Below are 26,691 nucleotides of genomic sequence, written 5' to 3'. Positions count from 1 at the left end.
TTTTTCAAATAAATATAGTTTATTAATCATAAAAGTGAAAGCCCATCTTTTATAAAAATGGGCCTTCTGTTAAATATTTCAAATCAATTTTTAGTTACAAGGTTTAGATAATATTTGTCCATCTTTTATGCTGAGTTCTTCCCAATCATTAGAATTATTAGAACCTCTTAATACTTTTAGTCCCGAATCCTTTTCGGAAAGCATTTTTACAAATCCTAATTCGTTAACTTGAGGTGTGTTGTTTATATGTATATTGTAATCCAGAAGATAATTCATGGTACTAAAATTATCAGTTTTTCCTACGTCAATCTGTCCATCTGGTGTAAGGAACTGATCTGTAAAAGTTAAAAATTTTGCAGAATCATCAATTACCAGAATATATTGCGTGTTAGAAGCCGTTACCAGTCCAAAAATGAATGTATTGTGGTTTTTAATGAACCAATTCTTATGCATTAATGAGAAACTGGCAAGATCAGCAGCTGTAAATACAGATAATAATCCCACGTGGTGAGAATGTATAAATCCATCAATAGGAGCTGTGATATCAATATTAATTCCTCCTAGTCCAGCCTGTCCCACTACAGAAATATTATTAATCTGTCCTCCTGATTCTGTAAGGATTTCACCGAATTCTTGATTAGAATTGAACTTTGTCTTTAGGTTTTCAAAAAGTTGTTTTGTAGTGCTATTTCTCCCAATTCTAGTGATTTTTGCACAAGGAGAAGATTTCGGAAGAGGTAGGTTAGGTATTGTAGGAGTTCCATCATTATTTCCTCCTCCTAAGCCTCCAGGATTGGTAGGACCGCCGCCTCCGCCGGTACCATCGTCTCCAAGTGCTGTAGAAGCAGGAAGAGCTTTACATCTGTGTACAACCACGGTAACTAACGTTGAAGGCTGATCTGCTTTGCATGGACCTCCCTGGCCTTTGGGAAGTTCACCATTAAAATGCTGACCTTCACTACAGGAAGTATAATAGGATTCTTCAATCCATTCACAGGTCATATTGGATTTTCCTGCTGGCCCACCTTCATTGTATATTCTAGGACTAAGCTCTTCTATACTAAATTTAGTCTTTGCATCAAGAGAACCATTATTCATCAGGATCTGTTTTTCTTGTGAAGTAAACTGGTAAGTAATTAAAAGTGCTTTATAGGTACCATCTGGAAGAAGACTTAATACGAGATTTTCTAACGGTGCATTCGCAGGTGCATTCTCACGGGCAATATGAAAAGTATAACTATGGAAATTCTGCCCTCGTTCTATATAAATGACATCATTAGTATTGATAGAAATCCCATTGTTGTATTCTGTGGTTTTTCCTTGTGTGTATGTTTGTAAATTCTTAAATATTCCATTTACATGTTGTAATTCTGTGGAAATTTTTGCTTTATGCTTGCTTTCAGTTAAAGATATTCTTTTCGAAGTAAAATGAAGATTACTATTGTTCGTAAAAGTTTCATTTTGATCTTGTAAAGACTCGGTTTGGCATGACCATAGCATGCCGAATAGAACTATCAGTAGAAATAGCCTGAATGTAATTTTTATCATGTATTAAAAGTTTTTTTCAATCCAAATATATTAAAAGATTACAGAATTACAAGTGGTAAGGATCACGGAGTTGATCAAATTTTTATTTTAAATTTAATGTTGGTACAACAATCTATACTATTCATTCTGTAAATAACAGGTATCTGAAATTTTCTATGACGATTTGCAAAAGTTGTAAAGGCAGTCCGATTATAAAGTCTTATTTTTGCATGGAATTTTTATTTTAATTCTTTCTTTCGATTCGTACAATGAAAAAACAAGATACCTGGGAGATTATAAAAAGGCTGTTCTTTATCGGAATGAAGTTCCGTTCATGGTTCATCCTTACTCTTATAATTTCTATTTTCCTTTCCATTGTTTCTACTTACAGGCCATATCTTACTATGCAGGTGGTGGATAATGATATTACAAAGCTTCATGATAAGGCTTTGATGATGAAACATATCTATATCCTTGTAGGGCTGGTGTTTGCTGAAACGATTTTAAACTTTTTCTTAGTTTATTTTTCCAATTTTATCTCGCAGAATGTGATCAGGGATATCAGGGAGCGTTTATATGCTAAACTGATTTATTTCAAGACTTCATTTTTTGATAAAACCCCTATCGGGCAGCTGGTAACGCGTGCGGTAGGAGATGTAGAAACAATTGCTACCGTATATACGGACGGTTTCCTGATGGTTTTTGGGGATATTCTTAGAATTGTTTTTGTATTGATTATGATGTTCAGCACCAATGTTCACCTGAGTTACATTACGCTGGCCATTTTACCTTTGATGGTCGTTATTACAAGATTCTTTCAGAAAAGACTGAAGAAAGCTTTTGGAGACGAGAGAAACTGGACCGCGAATCAAAACTCTTTTGTTCAGGAAAGACTGGCGGGAATGTCTATTATTCAGGTATTCAACAGACAGGAATCTGAGTTTAAGAAATTTGATGATATCAATATTACCCTGAAAAGTGCATTGCTGAGAACGGTATTTATTTTCTCACTGTTCTTTCCCGTAGTGGAACTTATTTCCTCATTATTCATAGGATTTATCCTTTTCTATGGAGGGTATATTACCATCAGTGCCGGGGTGGTGATTGCATTTATCCAGTATATTTCAATGTTGATTCGTCCTTTGAGGCAGATTGCTGACCGTTTCAACAATATTCAGCGAGGAATTGTAGGAGCAGAAAGGGTATTGGGATTAATGGATGAGGAGATTTCGATGCCTAATAACGGAACGGTGAAGAAAGACCACTTTGCCGGGAAAATTGAATTCAAGAAAGTGCATTTTGCCTACGATGAAAAGCAGGAAGTTCTGAAAGGAATTGATTTTAAAGTAAATCCGGGAGAAACAGTAGCGATAGTGGGTGCCACAGGTGCCGGAAAATCTACTATTATCAGTTTGATCACAAGATTGTATGATATCAATTCCGGAAATATTCTGATTGATGATGTGGATTTAAAAGATTATGAGCTTTATAATCTGAGAAGCCACATTGGAGTCGTTTTGCAGGATGTTTTCCTTTTCCATGGAAGTATTTTTGAAAACCTTGCTTTCGGTGATGACAGTATAACTTTGGATAAGATAAAAGCAGGTGCCAGAGAAATTGAAGTAGACGAGTTTATCCAGCAGCTGCCTGGCGGATATGATTATGTAGTGAGCGAAAGGGGATCGTCAATCTCTTTAGGACAGAGACAATTGCTGTCTTTCCTGAGAGCCTATTTATCAGATCCGAAAATTTTAATCCTGGATGAAGCAACGTCTTCTATTGACCATGAAAGTGAAAAACTGATCCAGAGAGCAACAGAAAAAATTACGAAAAACAGAACCTCTATTATTATTGCCCACAGGCTTTCCACTATTGAAAAAGCAGATAAAATTATTGTGATGGAGCACGGTAAAATTGTGGAAGAAGGTAAGCATCTTGAGCTTCTGGATAAGAACGGATATTATTCTACTCTTTACAAAGCCCAGCTGCGCCATGAGGTAGAAATGGAGGAAGAAAAAGAATCATAATCCATAAGAAATAATGATAACAAAAAAGAGAGTCACTGCGACTCTCTTTTTTTATGAAGCTGTCTAATCTTTTACATTAATTATTTTAACCACAAAAGGTACAAAGGTTTTAAACACTTAAGTTTTTTAGAATCAAGCTTGTGCTTTGTAAAGTTTAGACTGCTTTTATAAATGAATTTTTAGAATTTTAATTTCTTAGTGATTATTTTTCCGTTTTCCAGTACTGCTGTTACGGTGATAACTATATTCTTCTGATCAACCGGATATTTGAATTCTGAAGATTTAATATCTGTCTTTCTCATTAGCAGTCTTCCTGAAACATCATAAATATGCAATGAAGAGATTTTTACATTACTTCTCACTGATACAGAATTTTCATCTTTAAAAATGACAGATGAATTTTTTGATCCAGTGTTTTCTAGAGCTAATAAAGTTTTGGTTTCGATGATCACAGAATAATCTTCCACTTGCCCATATTTTGGAGTATAACAGGCTGTTACTGCAGTGCCATTGAACTCTCCAATCACTCTCATTCTTAAAGGAGTATTGGTAACTGCACTGGCAGGAGGGGTTACCTGAGCTGTAGCGAATGAACCGCTGCTTACGCCAGTTTGGTTAAGAACAAGTTCTGTAGATTCATTAAACTGACCGTCATTATTATAATCAATATAAGCTTTAATAATGTGGGGATTGTTGGTTCCCGGTGCTACAGTAAGTGTTGTAGCTGTATTTTGAGGAATTGTAGTTTTTGATATTCCAAAACAGTAAGTTCCTGTAAAGTTTTCATAGAAATTATTAGCCGCCTGTTTGAAATTGCTGGAGTAATTGCTAATACTCCCGAATTTTACAGAAGTAATTCCCACATTGTAATTTCCTGGATTTGTGATTGAAGCGGGGGTGCAGGCATTGGTCAATACAGCACTGTTATTAGTTATAGAAGCAACCGGTGAGTTGATCAATAACTGTCTATATTGTAAAAGCTGCGCCGTTGCTCTGTCAGTCTGCCCTTGTGTAAATAAATTTCTGAAGCAGTAAGTGTACGCCATCACATTTCTTTCACCTCCATTATACAACTGGCTGGTACAAGGATTTATCTGTCCTGTCTGGCAGCTATGAGGAACGGAAGAGTGGTAAAGACTTTTCATGGGTTCTGTATCACAAACAAGATCTCCCTCCAGAGTACAGTCATTATTGGTAGGGCAATCTCCTGTGGTTTCATTATATCCCTGGTGGGTATGTCTGAGGCCCAGAGCATGCCCGAACTCATGAGCTAAAGTCTGTGCATTGACAGCAGAAGCACTTGTCGCCATAAAAGCATAATCCTTGCTTCCTCCCGGATAATAGGCAAAACCATTCAATCCTCCAGAGTTGGATGTTAATTTTTTAACGACATAGATATTGTAATATTTTGAGGTATCCCACATCCCCATTGCAGTAATCTCAGAGGCGGTCACCGCATTGGTAGTATTGTCATTATTGACTCCTCCGCTTACATATTTAGGAAGAGTAGAAGCATTGATTCTGTTGATGCCATTGGTTGCATTACAGTTGGGATCCTTGATTGCGAAAACAAATTTGACAGGCAGGATAGAACTTGTTCCGGACATTCCGCTGGTGGAACTTCCGGCGAAAACTCCGTTGGTATAGTTCACCCATGCGATGATATCAGCATCAGACTTATTATTGGTGGTTCCTATAGCACTTCCGTCTCCTACAACATGTACAACAATAGGAATTTCATACACCTGATTGTTGAGCTTAGAAGCAAGCTTCCCACTTTTGATCATATTGGATAATTTCAGGTTGAAAGCATCGTCCTGAGCTTTCTCTTCCGGATACCTTTCATAATGTTTTTTCATCAATTCATCGGTTCCGCATTCCTGGAATTCCAAACTTTGTGAATAAATATTTGAGCAGAATGCCCCTGAAATAAGCAGAAATAGTAGTTTTTTCATAGTATTTTTTATTTAATGGTTTGAAATCTAAAAATAAATAAAAAATACTTACAATGAATTAACGTTTTTGAAAACTACAGAAAACAAAATTCTGAACGGTCTCAAAAGGAGTGATATGATCTTCAGTAATGCATTTTATTTTTTCAAAACTTCCTTCAAATTTTTCGGATAATGATTCTTCGTCATATTGCTGAATATCCAGTCCGCTGCATTTCGTAGGTCCTTTTTTAGAGAAAGTTCCGAGGATCAGAAAGTTATTCACATTTTTTTCTGCAATAGTAATATATTTTGAAACCTGTTCCGGAGTTGTCAGGAAATGAAAAGCAGCTCTGTCATGCCATATATCGTAAGTTTCGGTAGGTTCGAAAGCGGTAATGTCTGTAGCGATCCATTTTACTTTATTGGCAATCTCTCCCAGTCTTTCCTGTGCTTTTTCCAAAGCGTTGGCAGAAATATCAAGTACTGTAATATTTTCATAGCCTTCTTCAAGAAGAAAATCAACAAGGTTGCTGTCTCCGCCGCCGATGTCAATGATTCTGGCATCCTTTCCCAATCCGGAAGACCTGATAAAATCAAGCGATGTCTGAGGTTTTTCCTGGGTCCAGCTTACCTGGTCAGGACTTTTGGTTTCGTATACGTTTTCCCAGTGGTTTTTGTTGTCTGAAGAACTCATGATTCTTTTAATTGATTGTTTATCTCTTCAAATTTATTAATTAATTCATCAAGTTTTCCCTGTTGTTTCTTTATTGTTTTAGGTCTTAAATAAAACCAATTGAAAGCAATCCACCCTAATGTTACCGCATAGGCCAGAATACCCGAACCAAGTGTCATTATTGAAGTGTATTCATACATATAAAAACATATTCCAAGAGACAGCATAATAAAATATAAGTTGAGTATGGTCGTCTGCATCAATTTCTGCTTACTCTTTACCACATATAAACTCTGGAGATACTCATTGTTGGATTGGGTCTGATCAATTTTGTAAAACACCATAAACATTTTATTATAAGCAAAAAGGAACATAACCATGGCCAGAATGACAAGCACAATCCCGATTTTTGTAGTAATCATCTGAGGCTGGAAACGATACCAGATATAAATAATTAATAATGAAGTGGTGATTAATCCAATATTGGCAGCGATCAGTTTACGCAGATTTTGATTTCTGAATTTTTTCAGCTTACCAAGAAGCTCTTCCAGATTAGGTTTGTTGGAAGTCTGCTGCTTCCATATATTTTTGAAATTGATATTAGTATCCATTTTCTTTAAACTTTTGTGTTAATTTTTCCTTTATCCTGTGAATCTTTACCCGTATGTTAGATTCCGAAAGCCCTACGATATGAGCTATCTCAGCCTGTTTTACCTCTTCCAGCTCCAATGAAATAATAATTCTGTCCGTTTCCGGCAGCTCAGAAATAAACTGATACAGCATTTGTATCTGAGGTTCCATAGATTCCTGTTTTTTCTCTTCCAGATTAATAGGTAAATCTGCTTTAGCAAATTTCTTTTCCTTTTCAATCTGTCGGAGGCAGTTATTGGAGGCTATTCTGAAAATCCATGTTCCTATGCTGGATTCATTTCTGAATTTCGGAAGCTGCTGCCATACAATGATAAATGTTTCCTGGGCCAGATCCTGAGCGAGGTCAGGATTATTCACATATCCCATGCACAGACGGAATATCCTTTGCCAGTAGAGTTCGTATATCTCCTCAAAAACCATTATTTCGAAGATAAGAAGTTATTCAACTGATTAAAGTACCAATCTTTATCATCATACATAATGAAATGTAATCCTTTTGAAGCATACTGCATATTGGCATTTTTCAAATTTTTGTATTGACCTTCGATCGTTGGTTTCAGATTGGCAAAAAAGGATTCCAAAAGAATAAGAGAAGGACACTGTATATTTTTTATTTTCTCTCTCAAGTCGGTATTAGAAAAATCACAATACATTTTAGCGAATGTTTTTCGGTCAGATTTCATGCTCCAGTTGATCACAGTTTCCTGCATAGAAGTATCTGCCAGGAGACGCGGCATAGTCTGTGTCTGCATTTTTCGGAACTGTTCTTCACTCATGGCTGTTAATTTTTCAATGATAGAAGTACAGTCATTATTTTCCTTAGAGGTGAAATCAGGATCAGATATTGCAGCCAGACAAGGCAGTGTGTCTACGATGACGATTTTCCCTACCAGCTCAGGATAGTCTGCTGCAATGGCCAGAGCAAGACCTCCTCCCATGCTGTGTCCGATGATAATAGGTTTGTCAATTTTATTATTCTTTATATAAGCTGCAATTCCTTTTTCCCAATCTTTAAAGCTGGCATCTGTCTGAGGTTTTGTTCCGGCAAATCCAGCCATCGTTAAAGTATAACAAGTAAAGTTTTTTTCAAATTTTGCAGTTGTTTCGTTCCATACATCTCCTGAAGAGGCAAACCCAGGAATAAATAATAAAGACTGGTTTCCTTTTCCGGTTTTCTTTACTTCAAACGGATATGCTGCTTCCTGACCGAATACATTACATACTGCCGCGAAAAATAACATGATGATAAGAAGGAATGTGAATTTTTTCATGATTTCTAAAGTTTTAAGGTTTATTTGTCTTTTAGAGACGAACCTTAAAAAAATGTTACACTAGATTTTAATTTTTTTTGAGAAAAAATATTCCTTCCTACTCCGAAACCCTTATCATTAGGGGAAAATTATATGAAAATATTTTAGTAATTTATCGTTAAATAATAAACTTAAGTGAATTTTTGAATACAATATTGAAAAGATTAATCTAATATTCTTCCGTAAAACCTACTGATATCAAAATAAAATCCAGGGATTTTATATTTGTCTTTTTCAAATTCCTGATAGTCACATTTTCCATTGTGGCTTTGTGCTTTGGTTTCCATTTGGAATCTGTTCAAAAGTACATATTCATCAGTAACGGATATGATATGAAACCCCGTCTCACATTTCAGTCCATCACCGGAAGTAAGAATGGCGTTTAATAATCCGTGGAAATTTCCAGCAATTTTTTCAGCGGTGGCATCATCATTATTTAAATGATACAAATAAGCAAGATAATTCATAGCACGCAGATCCAGTGGGTTTTCGTCCAAAGCATCCAAAAATAGTTGGATCCCTTTGGACAGATCTTTTTGTGAAATACCTTCGCCGCGATAATATTTAGCTACTTCTTCGGCTTTCTTTCCTATTTTATAAGGCTGATAGTCTTTTTGAAAGGTATAACCGAAGTAAAGATGACGGTATTGATTGCTCGTAAGAAGTGTATCGTTCTGTTTTAATCTCTTTAAAAGCTTCGGATAATACAATTCTGAGCTTTTATCCTCAATATTTTTTTGAATTAAAGAATAATCAGGTGCCTTAAATTCCATTTTCTGAGCATGCAGGAAAGTAAGCAGTATTAAAAAGGATAAAGAGAAAAATGCTTTAATATTCATGGTTTGTTTACCGTTGTAGTGATTTTTTGACGACTTAAAAATACGGAATATGTATTAATAAGATAAAATTACATTGTCTGTTTGTAAAAAAAGTAATAAAATGTTGTCAAAGTGTTATTTTGTGTTGATAAATTTACTAACTTTATTCGGAATTTGAGAGGTTACCCCTGATATTCAAAGGGGTAAATGGAATTTTTAACTAAAAAACTAAAAAATATTAATGAGCAGTAGTATCCAAGATGAATTTAAAGTCTTCAAAGACGAATTGAGAAAGTTGAATATCGAAGTACAGAAAGTTGTAAAAGTAGGAAACGGTAGTATGGATTTCCATGAGGTTTTCTACAAATCACCGAGGTATGAAGAGGTAAAAAGTATATATGTTCAGCGTCATAATCTGGACAATATGATTGAAAAATTTAAACAAGCCTATCATTAAAAAATAGAACATGCGCCACAGATCCTCTGTGGCGCATGTTTTTTATAAAGGTGTATCGTATTAATCTTTATCAAGGGTGGAAGTTTCTTTTGTGTCTTTCATTCCGGTATAGACGATCAGGGAAAACAAAATACATCCTGTAATATACCAGTAGAAATAGCTTTCTGTTCCTGCCTGCTTAAACCATAGGGCAACATATTCTGCAGTTCCTCCGAAAATAGCAACTGTCAGTGCATAGGGAAGACCTACACCCAGCGCTCTGATTTCAGAAGGAAAAAGTTCCGCTTTTACAACCGCATTGATGGAAGTATATCCGCTGACAATAATCAGGGATGCCATAATCAGGAAAAAGGCGGTCCACATTGAAGTTGTTGTACTTAAAGCGGTGAGAAGAGGTACAGTGAATAACGTTCCCAAAATCCCAAAGCCCAAAAGAAGCGGTCTTCTTCCAATTTTGTCTGATAATGCTCCAAAAACAGGCTGCAGGCAGGCAAATATAAATAATGAGATAAATGAAATAAGGGTAGATTGCTCTTTAGTCAAATGAACGGTATTCACCAGGAATTTTTGCATATACGTGGTATAAGTGTAGAACGCAAGAGTTCCTCCTAACGTCAATCCGATTACCGTCAGCAAAGCTTTAGGATGCTTGAGAAGTTCCGTTACCGTTCCTTTTTTCTTTTCACTAAGTTCTTTTTTATTCTCAAATGCTTCTGTTTCGTGAAGATTGGCTCTTAAATATAAAGCGATAACAGAAAGTAGTGCTCCAATAACAAAAGGAATTCTCCAGCCCCATTCTTCAAGCTGAGTCTCTGTTAAAAGTAGTTTCTGTAAGATCAGTTGTATTCCCAGTGCAATCAGCTGACCTCCGATCAGAGTTACATACTGAAAGCTCGAATAAAATCCTCTTTTATCTTCCGATGCCATTTCGCTGAGGTAAGTCGCGGAAACGCCGTATTCACCTCCTACACTCAATCCCTGCAATAATCTGGCGATCAGTAATAAGGCAGGAGCCAGAATTCCAATGGTTTTATAAGTAGGAGTAAGGGCAATCAGCAGGGATCCGAATGACATGAGTAATACAGAAAGTGTCATAGCTTTTTTTCTTCCAATCTTGTCGGCAATACTTCCGAATATCCAGCCTCCAATGGGGCGCATCAGAAAGCCTACCGCAAATATTCCTGCCGTATTCATCAGCTGCGCATTCAGATCAGAATCCGGAAAAAAGGAATTGGAAAAATAAATGGCAAAAGCCGCGTAAGCATACCAGTCGTACCATTCTACAAGATTTCCTATAGATCCGCCTATGATGGCTTTGATTCTTTGACCAGTAGTGATAGTGGGTGAATTCATAAAGTATTATTTCAGACAAGTTTTTGACATCCAAGATACAAATTTCAGAAAAAAATAAATCGCTCTGAAAAAGAACGATTTACAAGTATAAGCTGTGTGTTTTTAAAATCTATACCCAATGGAAAGCCCGCTTCTGAAACCTGCCCAAGGGCCATCTACTTTTATTTTAGCTCCATTGGCATTGGTTTCCACGGTATAATCTACAAAAGGAATATCCAGGTTTTCTATTTCTTTTTTTAATTGAGCCTGCATATCAGGAGTCAATACATAATCTGAGGTCATGATAAAATCACCCTTTCCGCTTCCGTAGTGAGCGCCTGCAATCCAGAAATCCAAGACAAGATTTTGACTTCGGGTAAGAAAGAATTGTACGCCAACCATCAGGCCTCCGCTATTTCCTTTGGTATCTCCATGACCTTTAAGCGGAATTTGATAGGTAACTCCATTGGGACCATTATAATCATAATAAAAATCAAAAGTATTGGAAGTAACACTTGAATACCGATAGTAAGGCGCAAAATAAAATCCTTTTCCATAACCTTTACCAATATAAAACCTGGGTTCTATGGTGAAATTGGTGGCTTTTACCCTAAGGTTCTGAAATCTTTTCTCATCCTCATCTTTTAGAAAGGCATTGATGAATGGAACTTTTCCTTCCGTCATTGTTCCGAAACCGATGTTCACTGAAAACCATTGGTTGATGGCACGCTCATAAGATAAGTTGATATTTCTGAATGCATAAGCTGTAACATTGGTTTTGACAATATTCATCTTTTCTGCCGAACTGTTTTGAATTTCCTGAGCTCCCAATACTGAAAAAAGAAAGCACGGAATGAATATGAATACTTTTTTCATGACTTTATATTTTGTGATGTGAAATAATACCAGCAAAAAACGGGCTGTATTTAACATAATAATTGAAATGTAAAGAAAAATTATTGATAAATCTTTAATGTTAATGATCGACAATGTAATATACAACGGAGATTGATTGTCCTAATAGTATTATTCATCTTTTGACATGAAAAAAACTATTTATACCATATTCTTTCTTTGCGGGGCTTTTGCTTTTGCTCAGGAGAAGAAAAGTGATACAGCCGATGTTGCAGCAACAAAAGAGATTCAGGAAGTTATTTTAAAATCACAACGTAAAAAACAGCTTGCGGATAAAGCAGTTTATACTTTTGATAAAGAGGCGCTGGAAAGAGCGCGCTATGCAAAGGATTTGCTTCGTACCCTTCCTGAATTACAACTGGATCCGGTATCGAATACAATTACCAGCACTAAAGGAGGAACGGTACTGTTTCTTATCAACGGCATTGAGGCTACAGATATGCAGATCCGGAGTGTAGCTCCCGGTGAAGTGGTAAAGGTGGAATATTACGACATTCCGCCGGCAAGATGGGCAACGAGGGCTGATACTGTAGTTAATATTCTGACGAGGTCTACAGAAACAGGATATGTTTTCGGGGCTGATGTATCTTCTGCCTTGAATACGGGGTTTGTGAATAGTTCTGCCTATGCCAATTATACCAAAGGAAAAAATAATTTCGGACTTGAATATTCCCTGAATCTTAGGGATTATGATGACCGAAGGGTAAACAGCATCTATGATTACCAGCTGAATGGAAAACATTACCGTTCTGATGAAAACAGGAAAGATCATTTCGGATATACTTTCCAGAATGTTGCCTTGCGCTATACCAGACTTGTTCCTGACGATTATGCTTTTCAGGCCAAATTGAATATGGATATTTTCAGCAAGTTTTCAAAAGGAGTAGGGCAGAGCATTTTTACAGAAGATCAACTGAAGGAAGAACATGCAATGTTTAAAAATAATGGTTCGGATTATGTGATTCCTAAGCTGGATCTTTACTACTCTAAAAAGATTGGTGAAAAAGATGAGCTGAGCATTAATGTTGTAGGTTCTCATTATACGACCAATACTACAGAAACTGCCCAGGAATGGATAGTAGGCTCAGGATTTTCTGTATATGATAATGATATGGTTTTAAAGGCAAAGCAAACGAGTCTGGTAGGAGAGCTTGCTCATACTCATGATTTCAAAGCAGGAAAACTTTCATCCGGATATCGTATTTCAAGGTCTTCTATTTCCAATGATCTGAATAACCTTGCTGGATCTTCTGAATACAGCGTTAATTATCTGGAGCAGTATTTTTACACTGAATTTGCTGGAAAGATAGATCAATTCAGTTACCGAGTTGGGGCAGGTCTTACGAATATCCACAACAAAAGTGCAGAGAATACTTTTGATGAATGGACTTTTACTCCGAAGGTTATTCTGGCTTATCAGATTAAAAACAATCAGAATCTTCGTTTTACAGCAAGTTATAACCCGGTAAGCCCATGGAGTAATGCTCTGAGTAGTAATGTGGTGCAGCTGGCGCCAAATATTGTCCAAAGAGGAAATCCTTTTTTAGAATCTCAACAGGTCTTTTCTAATAACCTGACCTATTCTTTTAATAATAAATATTTTGATTTCAATGCAGGTTTATTTTACAGGTATACCAATAGAGTGATCAATCAGTATTATGTTCAGGATGATATATTGGGCGGTTATGCATTGACATATGAAAACGGGAAAAACGGACAGCGATACGGAGTACAGCTTACAGGATCTTATAAACCTTTCGGAAATAGCCTGCTTGTAATAAAAGCTGTGCTTACGCCCACTTCTGAAACGGTAAGGACAAGTACAGGGGCTTTGATCAAAAATGATTATTTAGGAAATTACTTTTCGCTTTCCTCAGAATATAAATCTTTCTCACTTCAGTATCAGTTCAATATTCCGGTGTATAATCTTAGTGGAGCTTTCCTTAATACAAATGAAAACCAGAATAATATTTTTGTAAGCTATAAACACAAAAACTGGACATTTTCTACAGGAATGTATTGGATAGGAATGCCTTCAGAGTATAAAACGAAAAGTTTATCTGAAAGTTTAGTAGATTATAAAGTTCATACGCAGATTATGAACAATAAATCTATGTTTGTATTGGGATTAAGCTATGATTTCTCCAAAGGGAAAAAGACTGAAATTCAGCGAAAGCTTAATAACGAAACAGCTCCTGCAGCTACTTTTTAAAAGCAATTTTGAATGTTAATAAGAAATCCCCGCTCATTTGTAGGAGCGGGGATTTTGCTTTTATTATTTCTTGATGAATTTTGTATTCTTTTTGTCTGCAGCATTTTTTCCACTGATCTCAATGAAATAAGGAGCTGGAGGAAGGTCTGAGATTTGTATGTTTCCTAATTTTACATCTGAAGTTTTAACCAGTTTCCCATCCAGACTGTAGATGTTTGCTTTAGAATAATTATCAGTATTTCCTTTGAAACCAATAAAGTCCTGCGCAGGATTAGGATAAACCACTAAGTTCTCTTTTTTCGCAGCATTGCTGGTGGACAGGAAAGTTTCGCTTAAAGCTAATGAAGTTGCTACCGTTTGGTTGATACTCAACAATGGAACACTAACATTTCCGTTTGTAGAATTTAACAGTGCATATCTGTGAGAAGCATCATAATAAGCGTATGCTGTATTGGTAGCTGTTCCAATAGGATTAGCATAAATAACATCAAAAGCTGCATATAGATTAAGGTTCTGTGTATATTTTACTCTAAGAACATTACTGTACGTTTGATTACCTATAATCAGCGTTCCGTATGCATCAGCTTGGGCGGCCATTGTACCGCTGAACAATCCGTTGGCAACAGATGAAGAGAAAGTTCCTTTGGCTGTGTCGCTTTGCGCTGGTCCGTAAGTGGTAGGATAATTGTTATAAGTTCCGTTATCTACACTGAAATTTAAAGTAAGCTGTGGGTTTACAATTCCTGTAATTTCAAGTTTAGTAGTAGAAGCTTTATAGTAAATGGTTGTTGCTCCGTCTATCATTTTAATGGTGGAACCTGGAAATGTTGTTATTTCAGCAGAAGTAGGAGTAGAATAAGTAGTTAGTGACGAAACTCCCATGGTAAGACCTCCATTTGAAAATGTAGCATTAGCTCCTGTCGCGGAGTTGTTTACGACCCCGGTTACATGATTGTAATTGATAACGTTTCCAGAAATAGGGTCATTGGCTGCTTTTGTAAGCGTGATCTGCGCAGAAAGCATGGCAGATGTTCCCAATAAAAGGAGTACAGATTTTTTCATAGTCAAGATTTTTAATTTTTTTGTTAAAAATAATTAAAAAATAGTATTCAAATGTTAATTTTATTTGTTTTTCATTAAGTTTTTAACAAAAACGCCTGCTGATCATATCAACAGGCGGCTCTGTGCGTTAAAAAGTTTAAGTCTAGTTGCTTATCACCATTTTACGGTAAGCATAAATGTCTTCAATGGTCACGACGCTCATCCCTTTTTTGATGGCAAAGTCTACAATTTCCGGAAGTCTTGCCATAGAACCGTCTTCATTCGTCAGTTCACAAAGTACGGCATCATCACCCAGATTGGCCATTTTTACAAGATCTACACTGCCTTCAGTATGACCACGTCTTTCAAATACCCCATCTTTCCTGGCGATGAGTGGAAATACGTGTCCTGGGCTTGCAATATGCTCTGCCTGAGCGCCTGCAGCCACAGCAGTTCTGATCGTTGTTACACGGTCTCTTGCGGAAACACCTGATTCCACACCTTCTCTGGCTTCAATGGAAATAGTGAATGCGGTTTGATTTTTTGAATTATTGTTTTCCACCATCGGACGAAGGTTGAGGTGGCGGCTTTTTTCCTCAGAAATACATAAGCAGACGATACCGCTGCATTCGCGGATCAGAAGTGCCATATCCTGTTCTGTAATTGTGGAAGCGGGAAAGATGATATCACCCTCGTTTTCGCGGTTTTCATCATCTACTAAAAGAATACCTTTTCCCTGTTGTAATGTTTGAAGTGCTTTTTCTACACGTTCTTTGGAGGTAGCTCCAAATTGTACTAATAATTTTTCCATGTTATTTTACTTTTAAAAGTTAAAATAGTCTTCGGTACATGGAAATGAAATACAACGCAACAAGAGTCCATAAGGAATCTTATTGGTTATCTCATTTTCTTCTCCCATCCAGACTTTAACTGTCGGTTCCGGAATTTCACCAGATCAGTCCCTTCAAAAGAAAGGAGTCGCGGACTGTAACCGCCGGTAGGGAATTTCACCCTGCCCCGAAGAAAACTTATACTAAGTTTTGTTGTATGTTGTAATTTAAATTTTTATTTCATTGAATAGTATTTAACGCACAGACCGCTAATTTCGGGAAGTTTTTTGAAATGGAGAAGAATTTTGTCAAATTTATAAGACTGTAAAAGAGATATTTATTTTTTAGACTGTTCTCAAAATTTTCTCCATCTTCTTTCCTTTCGCCAGCTCATCAATGAGTTTGTCCATATAACGGATATTTTGCATGAGTTCATCTTCAATTTCTTCCACGCGATATCCACAAATTACCCCTTTGATCAATGAAGCATTAGGATTCATCCGAGGAGCCTGATCAAAAAAAGTAATAAAATCATTTCTTTTATCAATCTGTTCCTGCAGGCCCTTTTCGTCATAACCTGTCAGCCAGCAGATGATTTCATGAACTTCTGATTTTGTACGCCCCTTTTTTTCTGCTTTTTGAATATAATGTGGATAAACACTGGCAAAAGCGGTTGTGAAAATTTTGGTATTCTGCATGAGTTTATTGTTAGTAATTAATGGCTGAAGGTTTCATTACCACTTCCAGATCTGAGGTTCATCTTTCCAGATCAGCAGCCTGAACTCTTCATAATGTTTCCCGTTTCCGATGGTGTGTGTATCTCTGTGCCCTTTTTCTAATTTTAGTTTGTGCAAAATGCCAGAGTGTGCAGCTACCCAAAGGGTTTCTTCATCATCAGAAAGGGCTATTCCTGTAATGGTAGAACCCAGGAAGTATCTCCAAAGCTGATTTCCGTTCTTATCAAAAGCTTTGATGTAGCCGTAAGCATCTCCCAGGATATAATAGTCTTTTATGGCAACCCCTTCATAGACTCTCATTTCTTCATCAATGAATGTAAAGTCTTCACTTTCTGTATAGGCTTCAATATCAGCTCCTACATATTGATCTGCATTGATTCCGATGGTAATTCCGTTATAAAAATGACAGGAGTTGGTAATCAGCTGGCTGTCATCTTTTGCAAAAAGACAAAAATGTGGATAAGATGATTGAGGTCCTATAGATCCTACAGTATTACCCTCATGATCCAATATTCTGTGATCATACCCTTGATCTCCAACTACGATATAAGAATTGTCGTTGGATAATGCTGCATTTTCCATGTCAATCTGGGAACTCCAGTCTTCTTCATTGTCTTCATTGATGGGATGGATGAGTTTCTTTTCAGTATTTGAAACCAGAAAAATTCCTTCTGAGGAAACAATCACAACTTTACTTCCATCATTGAAAGGGTATAAATCTGTAATCCCAAAATCTGGGTTTTCATCGAGTTCAAATTCATTGATGAGGTCTCCGTTCCAACCTTTGTATAAAGATATTTTATGAGAATCTGCAATGGCGAAAATATTCTCCCGTTTGGATTTTCCAATGGCACGGATGTTTTCATCAAGTTGCGTGACAATATCTCCATCAAGAAGATAAGCCTGTCTTTTTTCATATGAAGTGCCTGTCATGAAAACAATTTTCTCATCAGAAATAAAGTGCATATGCTCAATATTCTGAGCTTTATTTTCCATTAAAGGAATGATAGGAGCGTGAGCGGGCGGGAAATGTTCTCTGAAATTTTCTGTATCTCCGTTTTTGTTGGCGATTGTAAGCAGTTCAAAAACTTCGCGGGCTATATTGGCTCTTTTATCTTCAGGTTCTTCACCTTTCCAGTTTTCCCAGCCGTTTTTTTCACCAAACTCAACCATTTCATTGATTTCTTTTGCATAACGTTCTCCTTCTGAGAACCATTCTTTTTGGATTGTCATATTGTACATGAGACTATATTTTTATTATCAGTGTTTGTAGAAATAGTATTGGTACTCTTTCACAACTAACTTACAAAAAATCTCATAATCGGAATATGATAAAACCCCTTATTCGTATGATAATAAGGGCTGCTTAATTTATTTTTCATTTGTGGATAACTTTTTTCGTGCTTCTCATTTGAAGATGAGAATATGGAGGTATTTTAATCTGCATCAGATTTTCCATGTCTTTTTTATATATGAATTGGGATGTTGAGTTTAAAACTTAGATTGATTGTATTGTTCTTATATTCAGGGTTTTATTTAAGTGGTCTTTTTTTATGTCTTTACAAAAGAGCTAATAAATAATGATGAATATGTGTTTATCTTGTAGAAGTAGAATGTTGCTAAATGAAGCTATTTAGTTAAAAAAAATGTGGATAAGTTATCCACAAATACTTATCCACATGATTTTATAGGGTAGAATTTCTACAAAAACTGATATTTATTTTAAATAATTGAATACTATTTCTTTATGAGGATTTTTTCTCATTGTTCAAAAGTTATCCATACGTTATCCACAGAAGAGAATTGATTGAAATAAAGTTATCAACATATTTTTTTAAATGTTAGCAGAAATCTATTTTGAAATTAAGTTTCATTAAATCAGCTGATTATTGTCTATTTTTAAAGTACCTGATTATAATATTGTGGATAACTATAAATTTTCTACATATTTTTCGTAACCACTTTTTTCCAGAAGGTCTTTTGCTGTCAGATGGTACACGTCTTTCCAGGAATCGGGTCCGTTTTTTTCCACATATTTTTCGATGATTCTAAAACCCAGCCAGTAATTCATAGATTTTGGAGCTTTCGGAAATATTTTCAGCTGGTCATTTCTTAATAACGGATTGTTGCCTGAGGTATCAAAGAAATAAGGTTTCAGCTTGGTGAAAATTTCTTTTTCATGGCTGATATACCATTGCCAGTTATCTTGCGTCATATTTTCTACAGCTTCCCATTGAGGTATCTTTCGATCAAAAAACACATACGTAAAGTAGCATGCGAATCCTTCATCAATAGTTTGATTCAGGGCAGATGCCCAATTTTTATCTGTTTTTCTGAAATTTTCATACACCATATGATTCAGTTCGTGAGGCAGACCTTTTTCTAAGGTGTACTGTATATCCACACTTTTATTGTTTAGTTCCAGAGCAAACTGTTCGGTATTACAGCCTCCGAAAGAAATTCCTGTGAGCGGGGTGAATAATAAACTTATTCTGGCTTTAGGCTGATAAGGAACCAATGTTCTGAATTTGGTAAGTGTTTTCTTAAATGTTTTTTCAAGATTGATCTCTAAAAGGATATTGGTTTTTTCCTCAAACTGTTTTTTATTTTCTTTATATAAGGTTTTATTCCATGCAATCATTCCTGCTGGGTTGTTGAATAAGCGGCCATTTTCATCTCCAAATATGACTCCATAGCAGCTATCCCAAAGTTTTTTATGAGGAAGATAAACATTTTTAACAATCCGGGCAGAATCATATCTGTTATTCTGATGCGCCAGCATTTGATGCTTGAATAGATTATTGATTACGATATTTTCAACCTTAACACTGTCCGAAATCTGACCTAATTTTTGATAATCAAAAGTATGATCGGAAACAGCTCTTGTAGAGCAAGCCAGCACAATAAATAGAAATAAAAATGGAATGATTTTTTTCATCATAAGATATTAGGTGTTATGAACAATTTGAATTTTCTGAAATAGATAATAATACGTTGAATCCATGTTATGTATTATTCCAGTGGATTAATGAGCATAAATGATTTGTTGCTGACCTTATAAAAAAATCCATTCTCTGAAGATCTAAGGTTTTTGAATTCGGAATCTATTTGATAGAGTTTTCCAGATTCCGGATTCCAGACAAAAAAACCTGATTTATATCCATAGGTAGAGTGAAATATAATATCGCCACCCCTAGTGGATACAGATTGTGCACCTAAACATACAGAAGGGGTTCTATGACTGACCACATTTAACGTGTTCAGATCCAGTTCCTGCATTGAAAAATTTCCATAACCGTTAAAAATAATCTTTCCAATTCCCAGATTGGCAATACAGTAACAGTCAATAAGCTTGTTGTGTAAAGTACTTGAATTGAAACCGAAAACCTGCTTTCCTTTAAGATTAAATATGACCAGGGCATCATTATCCGGTTGGTCACCGCTTAATATACCTTCATCAAAATAGGACACCATGATTTTTTTACCATTTATTTTTATGTCATTGATAGAAGTTCCTATGTTAAATTTTACTTTGCAATTTCCCGAATAGTCAATGATTAAAGCATTTTCGATGGAGGTTGGACGATGAATAACGACAAGGATTTTTTCTTCGTCTATGATTTTAGCCATTACGATATCAACCCCTAAATCTAATGGAGTTTCTATGCCAGAGGTTACAATTCTGTTCTTAGAAGTCACAGCAATGTAATTACCAAGGTCATCCGTTGAAAGATATTTGATGTTTTCCTGAAATAAGTCGAGTTCTATGGTTTTAGTGGTTATCATTATGTTGTCAATCTTCAGTTTTTAGTAATAGAAACAAACTATTGATTCTATTGCTTATCCTTATAAATATTCCAGAAGTTAAAATCTGTCATAGGAGCATCTGTTATTCCTATATTTCTTCCCATCGTTACGATTTGCCCTCTGTGATAAGTCCCGTGAAGAATGGCGTGCTGAATATATTCATATTTGGAAAAATCACACTGAAACCATTGAGATTCTATCTTTACATTCTTTGAAAGATCATCTTCAGAGAGACTTTCCACATAATCTACCAGTTTTTGCGAATTGTTTTTTATGGCATTGAAAACATCTTCTTTGTCTGTGGTTTCTGTGGTTTTAGTAAAATCAAAATCATTTTTTTCAGAAATGTGACTCCACCAATATTCCTGAGTCTGCCAGATATGGTGTAAAGTTTTTAGGATAGTCGGAAAACTTGAAATTGTTTCCTGATTAAGCTGCTCGTCAGATTTTGTGGATAACCAGTCAATATATTTGTTGACTACCCAATTGTTGTACTGTACGCTTTTGTTGACTAATGCTTTTAAGCTCATAATATTAGTATTTAGTTGGTGTAAAAAGAAAATTATAATCCGAAATGTCGGTTTTTATCTGTGTTTTCAGGATTAATAAGTGCTTTGTTGCTGTAGGTTGCCGCTTCAAAATCGTTGATATTTACAGAAAGGAAAGAAATATCGGTTAGTAGTTCAGATAGCCGGATGCTGATCTGTCTGGAAAGATGGGCTTTTTGTTCCGTAGTACGGCCTTCCATAATATATCCGAAGACATGCAGGAAATTTCTCTTATCTGTTCCTAATCTGTAATATTGATAGGGGTGAAGCCTCACTTTGATATCATTGGGTGCAAACAGACCTGTTGCGTTAGCTGTTTCATAAACGGCATCCATTAATTCTTCGGGCGTTCTCATCTGAAGAATATCCTGTGAACAATCTATAATAAAATGAGGCATAAATTATATTTTGTGGTTTGATTTTGTGTGAGATAAAAATAATAAAAAATATCAATGAATATTCAAAATAAAAACCGCCATGAAAACAGGGCGGTTGAAAAATATGTATTTTTTACTATGTAAATACCGGTTTTATTGAACTGATTTTTTGATACTGAATTGTGGTTTTACAGTATTGGTCATATCGAGAACAATATCATAAACCCCTTCTTCGTTGATTGGAAAAGCATAAGCATCAAAGGCAACACTTTTATTATCGTTGTTCAGTCCAAGGCTGTATCCCCAGTCGCTATTAAACCTGAATTTAAGATCACCCTTAATCAGTTTATAATTTTTCAGAAAATAAATATTCGGATTTTTAAGATTTGTCTGTAACGGGATATCTTTTCCATCCCAGCCGCTAGGAGTTGCATTTCCTATAATTCCCCAGGTAAGGTTTTGTGTGTTTTTTTTAGCTGTTTTCACGGTTCCATCCCAAAAATGAATGACAAGAGTATCTATTTTACCGTTTTGATCCGGTTTAAATGTACAGGAAAATTTTTCGTCCAGTTGAAACGATGTTTTGCTTATTGGTAATAAAGCGTTTCTGGGATAACTGCCTTCTTTGAAGATCAGTTTTCCATCGGCACTGTTTATATAAAAATTTGAGTTTTCAGTAGAATAAACACCTTCCAGTTTTTTTAAATCCTCAGCACTTACTTTTGCAATGGTTGGAATGGTATAAGGTTTATTGTACAGAATTTTTTCTACCAGAGGAAAAATAAAATCTGTGTGTGAAAGCTGTGAATTTGAAATGACAATGACACAAATATCGTCTTCCAGAATTCTGTAATATCTACTTCTGTAACCGGGCCCGCCGCCGTCATGACCCACTCTTTTTTTGTCAAAAACAGATGAGATCTGAAAACCTAGTCCGTAATGATCTTTAAGATAAGGTGTAAAAGCTTTGTCTATCGTTTCTTTTTTCAGGATGGTATAATTCTTTAGCGCTTCATTGAACTTAAAGAGATCTTCCACGGTAGAATACATGGCTCCTGCCCCAAAAGGATGGTCGGTTTTGAAACGTAATGCTTCGTTAGACCTATTCTCTGATAAAAATTCATACCCCAATGCTTTATTTTCATCTGTAACGTTATTGAAGTTGAATCCACTGTGACTCATTTTCAGAGGTTTTAGTATGTTGTTTCCTATCACTTTATCATAATTCTGATCTGTCACTTTTTTAATGATATAACCGAGAATATAATATCCGGAATTGGAGTAATCCCAATCTTTACCAGGAGAAAAGGTTAAAGGTTTTGCGGAAATATATTTAAAAAATGTTTCCTCATCTACAGTATACTCAGAGTTTGTATCATTAGGAATTCCTGATGTATGAGAAAGCAGATTGGCTAAAGTGATGCTGTCTCCCTTCGGAAAGTCAGGGTAATATTTAGAAAGCTTGTCGTTCAAGGATAATTTTCCCTGTTCTTCCAGCTGAAAAAGAACGGTTGCAGTGAACATTTTTGTGGTAGAGAAAACCCGGTAAAGGCTGTTATTGGTGTTTTTTATTTTTTGAGGTGCATTTCTGTAGCCATAACTTTTTTCAAAAATAATCTTTCCTTTTTCAGCAATCAGGACAGAACCGCTGAACAAGCCGGCTTTTTCATACGTTGAGAATAATTGCTCAAGCTTTTCAGGTTTCTGAGAAAAAAGAGGATGGGTTGCAAGTAATAAAACAATACACGTTAAAATAGATTTCATTTAATTTTTTTAAATAAGACACTTTTAGGTGTGATAATATTACATGGGATTTTAAAAATATTTGTGCAGAGTTGAAGATGATTAGTTTTCTCTCTATGATTTTTTTTTGGATGGAATAACAATTATATTGAATCCGTATTCAAGATTTTTTTCTCAATTATTTTCAATAATTCCTACATCTGTTGGCTCAAAGGGTATTTTTTGTTCACCAATGAGTTTATTTTTAAATTTATCAGCGTAGGTATGAGCAAATTTTTCTTTTTCACTTTTTGAAAGCCGAAAATAAAAATCCATTCTTTTCTTCTGGGCATCATAATCTATATCGTCGTCGTTATTATTGTACCCAGGTCTCTCAACAATGTCTAGATAGTGGACGTAATGCCCGAACTCATGAGGTAGGGTTCTGTAAAGTTGGGTGTTTCTAGCTGTTTCAGGTATGAGTTCTGCAATAAAATTTCTTTTTGTTTCGGTAAAAATATGTCCATCTGCTTTTAATCTTTCGAATTCCTGCTGATCTTCAATCGTTTGCTTTTTAGACCATAATAATTGCTTTTTTGTGTCGATTGCATCCAGGATGATAGCGGGATAATATTCATCCTCGAAATCATAGCTGTAGATTAATCTTCCCCAAACGGGTGAAAGAATTTCTTCTTTTCGTTTAGGCTGCCGTAGAATAATAAACTTCAATTCTCCATAATCTTCAGTTGGAATTTGCTCTATAATTCTTTGAATATCATTTACCGAACAAGGATGAATTGAATTTTCACGGTTTTTTTCAACTAAAAATATAAATTCATGGTTGTTGATGATTCGGGTTTCTTTTTGGTAATCAGTAAGTTTTTCATAAAAAGATTTCAAATTACCATAAGGTGAAGCAATAGTCAGTTTATTATCCTGACCATAACCTTGATGTTTAGTTCCGATATTTTTATTTCTTCTTGACGGATTATACATTGTGTTGTGTTTTATTAATCAAATCTACGATTTCATCGGCTTTTTCTTGTTTGATCCAGTCTATGATTCTAATTTCCTGATCTTTTGTTGTGAAAACGACAGAGTAAGTAGATTGACCTAGTGAAAAATTGTACCGCACTCTGTATTTTGATGTTTCTATCGCAAAATCTTTTGTTTCAACATGATCTATATCTTTTTTCAGATAGGTTTTAGGATTTGTGAATAGTTTGTTTTTATACTCTACTTTCACAGTTTCGGGATCAATGGTAAGAACTGTTTTTCCGAAATTATTCCACAACCAGATATACAGGACGAAAATAAATAAAGCTCCAAAAGGAAGTGTAAAAGGGAGAAAACTTGCTTGAAGAAGCCCAATAGAAACGATGATAAGAATTATACAAAACAAAATGAGTAAGCCAACACTCGTGATAAAGGTAACTAGCCAATTGGTTTTGTTTTTTATAGTAATAATTGCTGGCATACTGGAGAATTTTTATCGTGAGTCTTTACTTTCATACAACTTTGCCTTCTCCAATCCAAAATTATTAATTCTTACGGCTGGAGAATCCAGATCCCAGTTTGGAAGATTCAGGGAAAGCTGATCTTCTAATTTCACGATTCCCGGGGTTACTTCATCATCAAATTCATAGCTTTTTTTATGGGTAATGATTTCCAGTCCGGATTGTTTTCTTTCACTGAATGGGGATGGAATACGGAAAGAATATATTGAAATAATTTCATCCCATTGTATCCATTCTGTTGAGTTTTTTTGTCTAAAATAAAACCCTTCGTCTGTATATTGAAAAATACCATCATCCTCATGCAGTCTGTTCATTTCTTTTTGAACCGAATCATAATCCTCTTTATCACTGGGAAAATAAAGTTTTGCTGCCGAAAATATAATAACAACAAAACATAGAAAAATAACAGCAAATGTAATTTTTTTGTCGTCAAAAATAGGATAGTTATAAAGAGTCAGAATGAAGACAAGACTACTGACAGCAATTATTTTTTTCATTTTTATATTTTCTCAAAGTACTTCCCAGTGAACTGATAGCGTATTTTTTTATCTGTAACTTTATAATCATCAAGGATTAACGGAATGCTGATGATTTTCTTTTTAGCATCATATTCAATATCATAATTTTCAACCTCATTATTCCAATTAGATTTTGCTGCAAGATCTATTTCATATCCCAATTGGTTTCTGATGCCGGTTTTGGTTTTAATAAGCCTGGCATCACTGTTGAGTTTTCCATTATCAATAGAAAAAACTTTTATGCTGTGGGACGTAAGGGCAGAACTATAGGTTGCCATATTTTGAGCGAGATAATATTTTTTATTCTCAGAGATAATATCATTGATTTTATAATAAAATGTTTGGGGATTCATTTCACTGTTATCACCAATTATTTCAGAATATACTTTGTTATCTGCTTCATACTGAAAAATATTTTTGAAAAAATGCATCGTTCCGCCGTTCCACGTATCCCATGAATAGATCCTGAATTTTCCATCCTCTGATGAAGAAACCTGTAAACCGTTTTTTCTGAGTGATTTAAAATCATATTTCAAGGTCTGCGGATTGGATGTGTGCTTCAGCAATAGCTTTTCAAATTCATTATTAGCTGCCATAAGTGAATCTGCAGCATCTCTGTTGTGGTTTTGGTCTGCATACCAGTAACCGATTTTCTGGAAAGAAAGTTCCAGTTGTTTTTCTATAGCGTTTATATTTTGTCCGGATACAATATGAGATAAAAGGATGAAGAATAAAATTCCTATTGTTTTTTTCATGGTTTTGTAGAATTAGTTTTTATTTTTTGCTCTTTAGCTGAAAGACATTTCCTTCAGGATCGGTTCCGTCACAGAGCCAGAAAGGATAGTCGTCGAAAGTTTTGACTTCCCTCATCTGAATGTTTTTTGAGACCAGTTTATTTCTTGCAGATTCTATATCTATGTCAATTTCAAAAACAATTTTGGTATTGTTATCGAAGAGATATCCCGCTTCGATTTTTTCAAGATACTGATCTCCGATTTTATGTAATCCGATATGAGCACCTCCGGCATCAAGCAAAACCCAGATTGGATCTTCTTCAATCACTTTAAGATTAAAATGATCCACATAAAAGTCCCTGAGCAGCTGTACATTTTGTACGTACAGAATAATGGTACTGAGCTGAACATTCATATCGTTTTAGTTTAAGCTTCATAAATAAGTTGTACCACACCAGATTTAAAAACATTTGTTTTGATCAGTTTTAAATTTAATCTTTCCTTTAAATCTTCAAAAAGCGGTTTCCCTTTTCCTAAAGCAATCGGATGAACAGATATTCTGTAGGTATCAATAAGATTAAGCTGAATAAATGTTTTGATAAGACTTGCTCCACCATACAGCCAGATATCTTTTCCCCCTTGATTTTTTATTTCAGAAACTTTTTCCACAATATCAGAACTGATAAAAATGGCATTTTCATCTTCTCTGTTTTGACTGGAAAACACAAATTTATTTTTTGAATGAACGGCTTCCCAGAGTTTTTGTTCTTCCGGTCCTGCATTTTCTTCCGGCTGATAATTTCCCCATGCGTCATAGCTTACTCTTCCGTAAAAAATAGTATCTATCCCTGCCAGAAATCCATCAAAATCCATATCATCATCCATGATACACCAATCTATTTCTCCATTGGGACCTTCAATAAAGCCGTCTAAAGTTGTGGCCAGGTCTAATATTACTTTTTTCATTTTTTAAAAATATGTGATTAGGGATTTAACATTCTAAA

27 protein-coding genes and 1 riboswitch are annotated in these 26,691 nt (G+C 35.4%); of the genes, 3 read left to right on the top strand and 24 right to left on the bottom strand.

Annotated features, from left to right (window positions below; genetic code table 11):
• Positions 1-90 precede the first annotated feature (90 nt).
• Positions 91-1,548: a hypothetical protein gene (locus AC57AW_RS22880; RefSeq protein ID WP_496353721.1), complete on the bottom strand. Its 1,458-nt coding sequence runs from the start codon at positions 1,546-1,548 to the stop codon at positions 91-93.
• Positions 1,549-1,796: 248 nt separating this feature from the next.
• On the opposite strand from AC57AW_RS22880, the gene AC57AW_RS22875 reads away from it, so the two are divergent.
• Complete coding sequence (locus AC57AW_RS22875) at positions 1,797-3,554, top strand: ABC transporter ATP-binding protein (protein WP_318846435.1); 1,758 nt, start codon at positions 1,797-1,799, stop codon at positions 3,552-3,554.
• A gap of 179 nt (positions 3,555-3,733) precedes the next feature.
• Here AC57AW_RS22875 and AC57AW_RS22870 read toward each other — a convergent pair whose 3' ends face one another.
• The 6 genes from AC57AW_RS22870 to AC57AW_RS22845 form a co-directional block, all read right to left on the bottom strand.
• Positions 3,734-5,509, bottom strand: coding sequence for a M43 family zinc metalloprotease (locus AC57AW_RS22870; RefSeq protein ID WP_496353720.1), 1,776 nt, complete (start codon positions 5,507-5,509; stop codon positions 3,734-3,736).
• 58 nt (positions 5,510-5,567) lie between these two features.
• Positions 5,568-6,182: a class I SAM-dependent methyltransferase gene (locus AC57AW_RS22865; protein ID WP_496353719.1), complete on the bottom strand. Its 615-nt coding sequence runs from the start codon at positions 6,180-6,182 to the stop codon at positions 5,568-5,570.
• Positions 6,179-6,772, bottom strand: coding sequence for a hypothetical protein (locus AC57AW_RS22860; protein WP_318846438.1), 594 nt, complete (start codon positions 6,770-6,772; stop codon positions 6,179-6,181). Before AC57AW_RS22860 ends, AC57AW_RS22865 begins: the two co-directional genes overlap by 4 nt.
• Positions 6,762-7,232 carry an RNA polymerase sigma factor gene (locus AC57AW_RS22855; protein WP_496353718.1) on the bottom strand — a complete coding sequence of 157 codons (471 nt, stop codon included), beginning with the start codon at positions 7,230-7,232 and terminating at the stop codon, positions 6,762-6,764. Before AC57AW_RS22855 ends, AC57AW_RS22860 begins: the two co-directional genes overlap by 11 nt.
• Positions 7,232-8,083, bottom strand: coding sequence for an alpha/beta fold hydrolase (locus AC57AW_RS22850; RefSeq protein WP_496353717.1), 852 nt, complete (start codon positions 8,081-8,083; stop codon positions 7,232-7,234). Before AC57AW_RS22850 ends, AC57AW_RS22855 begins: the two co-directional genes overlap by 1 nt.
• Before the next feature lie 203 nt (positions 8,084-8,286).
• Positions 8,287-8,961 (bottom strand): DUF4919 domain-containing protein, encoded by a 675-nt coding sequence (locus AC57AW_RS22845; protein WP_496353716.1) that lies wholly within the window; start codon positions 8,959-8,961, stop codon positions 8,287-8,289.
• Positions 8,962-9,181: 220 nt separating this feature from the next.
• Between AC57AW_RS22845 and AC57AW_RS22840 the strand changes: the two genes are divergently transcribed.
• Positions 9,182-9,397: a hypothetical protein gene (locus tag AC57AW_RS22840; protein WP_496353715.1), complete on the top strand. Its 216-nt coding sequence runs from the start codon at positions 9,182-9,184 to the stop codon at positions 9,395-9,397.
• A 60-nt stretch (positions 9,398-9,457) separates the two neighbouring features.
• Here the strand turns inward: AC57AW_RS22840 and AC57AW_RS22835 are convergent, their stop codons facing one another.
• Both AC57AW_RS22835 and AC57AW_RS22830 read right to left on the bottom strand, forming a co-directional pair.
• Complete coding sequence (locus tag AC57AW_RS22835) at positions 9,458-10,750, bottom strand: MFS transporter (RefSeq protein WP_496353714.1); 1,293 nt, start codon at positions 10,748-10,750, stop codon at positions 9,458-9,460.
• Positions 10,751-10,852: 102 nt separating this feature from the next.
• The gene (locus AC57AW_RS22830) at positions 10,853-11,605 is read right to left on the bottom strand and encodes a DUF3575 domain-containing protein (RefSeq protein ID WP_496353713.1); all 753 of its coding nucleotides are present in this window, start codon (positions 11,603-11,605) and stop codon (positions 10,853-10,855) included.
• A 166-nt stretch (positions 11,606-11,771) separates the two neighbouring features.
• Between AC57AW_RS22830 and AC57AW_RS22825 the strand changes: the two genes are divergently transcribed.
• Positions 11,772-13,856: a TonB-dependent receptor domain-containing protein gene (locus AC57AW_RS22825; RefSeq protein WP_496353712.1), complete on the top strand. Its 2,085-nt coding sequence runs from the start codon at positions 11,772-11,774 to the stop codon at positions 13,854-13,856.
• 63 nt (positions 13,857-13,919) lie between these two features.
• On the opposite strand, the gene AC57AW_RS22820 is transcribed toward AC57AW_RS22825, so the two are convergent.
• From AC57AW_RS22820 to AC57AW_RS22750, 15 genes are all read right to left on the bottom strand, one after another.
• Complete coding sequence (locus AC57AW_RS22820) at positions 13,920-14,918, bottom strand: T9SS type A sorting domain-containing protein (protein ID WP_496353711.1); 999 nt, start codon at positions 14,916-14,918, stop codon at positions 13,920-13,922.
• A 142-nt stretch (positions 14,919-15,060) separates the two neighbouring features.
• Entirely contained in the window at positions 15,061-15,708 is a 648-nt protein-coding gene (ribB, locus tag AC57AW_RS22815; protein ID WP_318846446.1) for a 3,4-dihydroxy-2-butanone-4-phosphate synthase, read from the bottom strand.
• A 92-nt stretch (positions 15,709-15,800) separates the two neighbouring features.
• A riboswitch (FMN riboswitch) is annotated at positions 15,801-15,926 on the bottom strand.
• A 145-nt stretch (positions 15,927-16,071) separates the two neighbouring features.
• Positions 16,072-16,425 (bottom strand): DUF2200 domain-containing protein, encoded by a 354-nt coding sequence (locus AC57AW_RS22810; RefSeq protein WP_496353710.1) that lies wholly within the window; start codon positions 16,423-16,425, stop codon positions 16,072-16,074.
• Between the two features lie 36 nt (positions 16,426-16,461).
• Positions 16,462-17,706, bottom strand: a complete 1,245-nt coding sequence (locus tag AC57AW_RS22805) for a hypothetical protein (protein WP_496353709.1) — start codon at positions 17,704-17,706, stop codon at positions 16,462-16,464.
• Positions 17,707-18,394: 688 nt separating this feature from the next.
• Complete coding sequence (locus AC57AW_RS22800) at positions 18,395-19,405, bottom strand: DUF2268 domain-containing putative Zn-dependent protease (RefSeq protein WP_496353708.1); 1,011 nt, start codon at positions 19,403-19,405, stop codon at positions 18,395-18,397.
• Between the two features lie 71 nt (positions 19,406-19,476).
• The gene (locus AC57AW_RS22795; protein ID WP_496353707.1) at positions 19,477-20,250 is read right to left on the bottom strand and encodes a hypothetical protein; all 774 of its coding nucleotides are present in this window, start codon (positions 20,248-20,250) and stop codon (positions 19,477-19,479) included.
• Positions 20,251-20,297: 47 nt separating this feature from the next.
• Positions 20,298-20,801, bottom strand: a complete 504-nt coding sequence (locus AC57AW_RS22790) for a DinB family protein (protein ID WP_047386154.1) — start codon at positions 20,799-20,801, stop codon at positions 20,298-20,300.
• 32 nt (positions 20,802-20,833) lie between these two features.
• Positions 20,834-21,217: a 5-carboxymethyl-2-hydroxymuconate Delta-isomerase gene (locus AC57AW_RS22785; RefSeq protein ID WP_496353706.1), complete on the bottom strand. Its 384-nt coding sequence runs from the start codon at positions 21,215-21,217 to the stop codon at positions 20,834-20,836.
• Positions 21,218-21,349: 132 nt separating this feature from the next.
• Positions 21,350-22,960 (bottom strand): serine hydrolase, encoded by a 1,611-nt coding sequence (locus AC57AW_RS22780; RefSeq protein WP_496353705.1) that lies wholly within the window; start codon positions 22,958-22,960, stop codon positions 21,350-21,352.
• A gap of 153 nt (positions 22,961-23,113) precedes the next feature.
• Positions 23,114-23,914: a hypothetical protein gene (locus tag AC57AW_RS22775; RefSeq protein WP_496353704.1), complete on the bottom strand. Its 801-nt coding sequence runs from the start codon at positions 23,912-23,914 to the stop codon at positions 23,114-23,116.
• Positions 23,907-24,395: a hypothetical protein gene (locus tag AC57AW_RS22770; protein WP_496353703.1), complete on the bottom strand. Its 489-nt coding sequence runs from the start codon at positions 24,393-24,395 to the stop codon at positions 23,907-23,909. Before AC57AW_RS22770 ends, AC57AW_RS22775 begins: the two co-directional genes overlap by 8 nt.
• Before the next feature lie 12 nt (positions 24,396-24,407).
• The gene (locus AC57AW_RS22765) at positions 24,408-24,932 is read right to left on the bottom strand and encodes a hypothetical protein (RefSeq protein ID WP_496353702.1); all 525 of its coding nucleotides are present in this window, start codon (positions 24,930-24,932) and stop codon (positions 24,408-24,410) included.
• Between the two features lie 2 nt (positions 24,933-24,934).
• Entirely contained in the window at positions 24,935-25,708 is a 774-nt protein-coding gene (locus AC57AW_RS22760) for a hypothetical protein (protein WP_496353701.1), read from the bottom strand.
• 19 nt (positions 25,709-25,727) lie between these two features.
• On the bottom strand, positions 25,728-26,102 hold the full coding sequence (locus AC57AW_RS22755) for a VOC family protein (protein WP_318846457.1): 375 nt from the start codon (positions 26,100-26,102) through the stop codon (positions 25,728-25,730).
• Positions 26,103-26,113: 11 nt separating this feature from the next.
• Positions 26,114-26,653 carry a dihydrofolate reductase family protein gene (locus AC57AW_RS22750; protein ID WP_496353700.1) on the bottom strand — a complete coding sequence of 180 codons (540 nt, stop codon included), beginning with the start codon at positions 26,651-26,653 and terminating at the stop codon, positions 26,114-26,116.
• Positions 26,654-26,691 lie beyond the last annotated feature (38 nt).

The organism is Chryseobacterium sp. BGA-UO-ETr-SB22 (assembly GCF_059567885.1).
This window is presented reverse-complemented; position numbering and strand designations above follow the sequence as displayed.

Excerpts from the sequence above, each read along its gene's own strand:
- AC57AW_RS22880 (WP_496353721.1), bottom strand. The coding sequence starts at position 1,548 with ATGATAAAAATTACATTCAGGCTATTTCTACTGATAGTTCTATTCGGC.
- AC57AW_RS22875 (WP_318846435.1), top strand. The coding sequence starts at position 1,797 with ATGAAAAAACAAGATACCTGGGAGATTATAAAAAGGCTGTTCTTTATC.
- AC57AW_RS22870 (WP_496353720.1), bottom strand. The coding sequence starts at position 5,509 with ATGAAAAAACTACTATTTCTGCTTATTTCAGGGGCATTCTGCTCAAAT.
- AC57AW_RS22865 (WP_496353719.1), bottom strand. The coding sequence starts at position 6,182 with ATGAGTTCTTCAGACAACAAAAACCACTGGGAAAACGTATACGAAACC.
- AC57AW_RS22860 (WP_318846438.1), bottom strand. The coding sequence starts at position 6,772 with ATGGATACTAATATCAATTTCAAAAATATATGGAAGCAGCAGACTTCC.
- AC57AW_RS22855 (WP_496353718.1), bottom strand. The coding sequence starts at position 7,232 with ATGGTTTTTGAGGAGATATACGAACTCTACTGGCAAAGGATATTCCGT.
- AC57AW_RS22850 (WP_496353717.1), bottom strand. The coding sequence starts at position 8,083 with ATGAAAAAATTCACATTCCTTCTTATCATCATGTTATTTTTCGCGGCA.
- AC57AW_RS22845 (WP_496353716.1), bottom strand. The coding sequence starts at position 8,961 with ATGAATATTAAAGCATTTTTCTCTTTATCCTTTTTAATACTGCTTACT.
- AC57AW_RS22840 (WP_496353715.1), top strand. The coding sequence starts at position 9,182 with ATGAGCAGTAGTATCCAAGATGAATTTAAAGTCTTCAAAGACGAATTG.
- AC57AW_RS22835 (WP_496353714.1), bottom strand. The coding sequence starts at position 10,750 with ATGAATTCACCCACTATCACTACTGGTCAAAGAATCAAAGCCATCATA.
- AC57AW_RS22830 (WP_496353713.1), bottom strand. The coding sequence starts at position 11,605 with ATGAAAAAAGTATTCATATTCATTCCGTGCTTTCTTTTTTCAGTATTG.
- AC57AW_RS22825 (WP_496353712.1), top strand. The coding sequence starts at position 11,772 with ATGAAAAAAACTATTTATACCATATTCTTTCTTTGCGGGGCTTTTGCT.
- AC57AW_RS22820 (WP_496353711.1), bottom strand. The coding sequence starts at position 14,918 with ATGAAAAAATCTGTACTCCTTTTATTGGGAACATCTGCCATGCTTTCT.
- ribB (WP_318846446.1), bottom strand. The coding sequence starts at position 15,708 with ATGGAAAAATTATTAGTACAATTTGGAGCTACCTCCAAAGAACGTGTA.
- AC57AW_RS22810 (WP_496353710.1), bottom strand. The coding sequence starts at position 16,425 with ATGCAGAATACCAAAATTTTCACAACCGCTTTTGCCAGTGTTTATCCA.
- AC57AW_RS22805 (WP_496353709.1), bottom strand. The coding sequence starts at position 17,706 with ATGTACAATATGACAATCCAAAAAGAATGGTTCTCAGAAGGAGAACGT.
- AC57AW_RS22800 (WP_496353708.1), bottom strand. The coding sequence starts at position 19,405 with ATGATGAAAAAAATCATTCCATTTTTATTTCTATTTATTGTGCTGGCT.
- AC57AW_RS22795 (WP_496353707.1), bottom strand. The coding sequence starts at position 20,250 with ATGATAACCACTAAAACCATAGAACTCGACTTATTTCAGGAAAACATC.
- AC57AW_RS22790 (WP_047386154.1), bottom strand. The coding sequence starts at position 20,801 with ATGAGCTTAAAAGCATTAGTCAACAAAAGCGTACAGTACAACAATTGG.
- AC57AW_RS22785 (WP_496353706.1), bottom strand. The coding sequence starts at position 21,217 with ATGCCTCATTTTATTATAGATTGTTCACAGGATATTCTTCAGATGAGA.
- AC57AW_RS22780 (WP_496353705.1), bottom strand. The coding sequence starts at position 22,960 with ATGAAATCTATTTTAACGTGTATTGTTTTATTACTTGCAACCCATCCT.
- AC57AW_RS22775 (WP_496353704.1), bottom strand. The coding sequence starts at position 23,914 with ATGTATAATCCGTCAAGAAGAAATAAAAATATCGGAACTAAACATCAA.
- AC57AW_RS22770 (WP_496353703.1), bottom strand. The coding sequence starts at position 24,395 with ATGCCAGCAATTATTACTATAAAAAACAAAACCAATTGGCTAGTTACC.
- AC57AW_RS22765 (WP_496353702.1), bottom strand. The coding sequence starts at position 24,932 with ATGAAAAAAATAATTGCTGTCAGTAGTCTTGTCTTCATTCTGACTCTT.
- AC57AW_RS22760 (WP_496353701.1), bottom strand. The coding sequence starts at position 25,708 with ATGAAAAAAACAATAGGAATTTTATTCTTCATCCTTTTATCTCATATT.
- AC57AW_RS22755 (WP_318846457.1), bottom strand. The coding sequence starts at position 26,102 with ATGAATGTTCAGCTCAGTACCATTATTCTGTACGTACAAAATGTACAG.
- AC57AW_RS22750 (WP_496353700.1), bottom strand. The coding sequence starts at position 26,653 with ATGAAAAAAGTAATATTAGACCTGGCCACAACTTTAGACGGCTTTATT.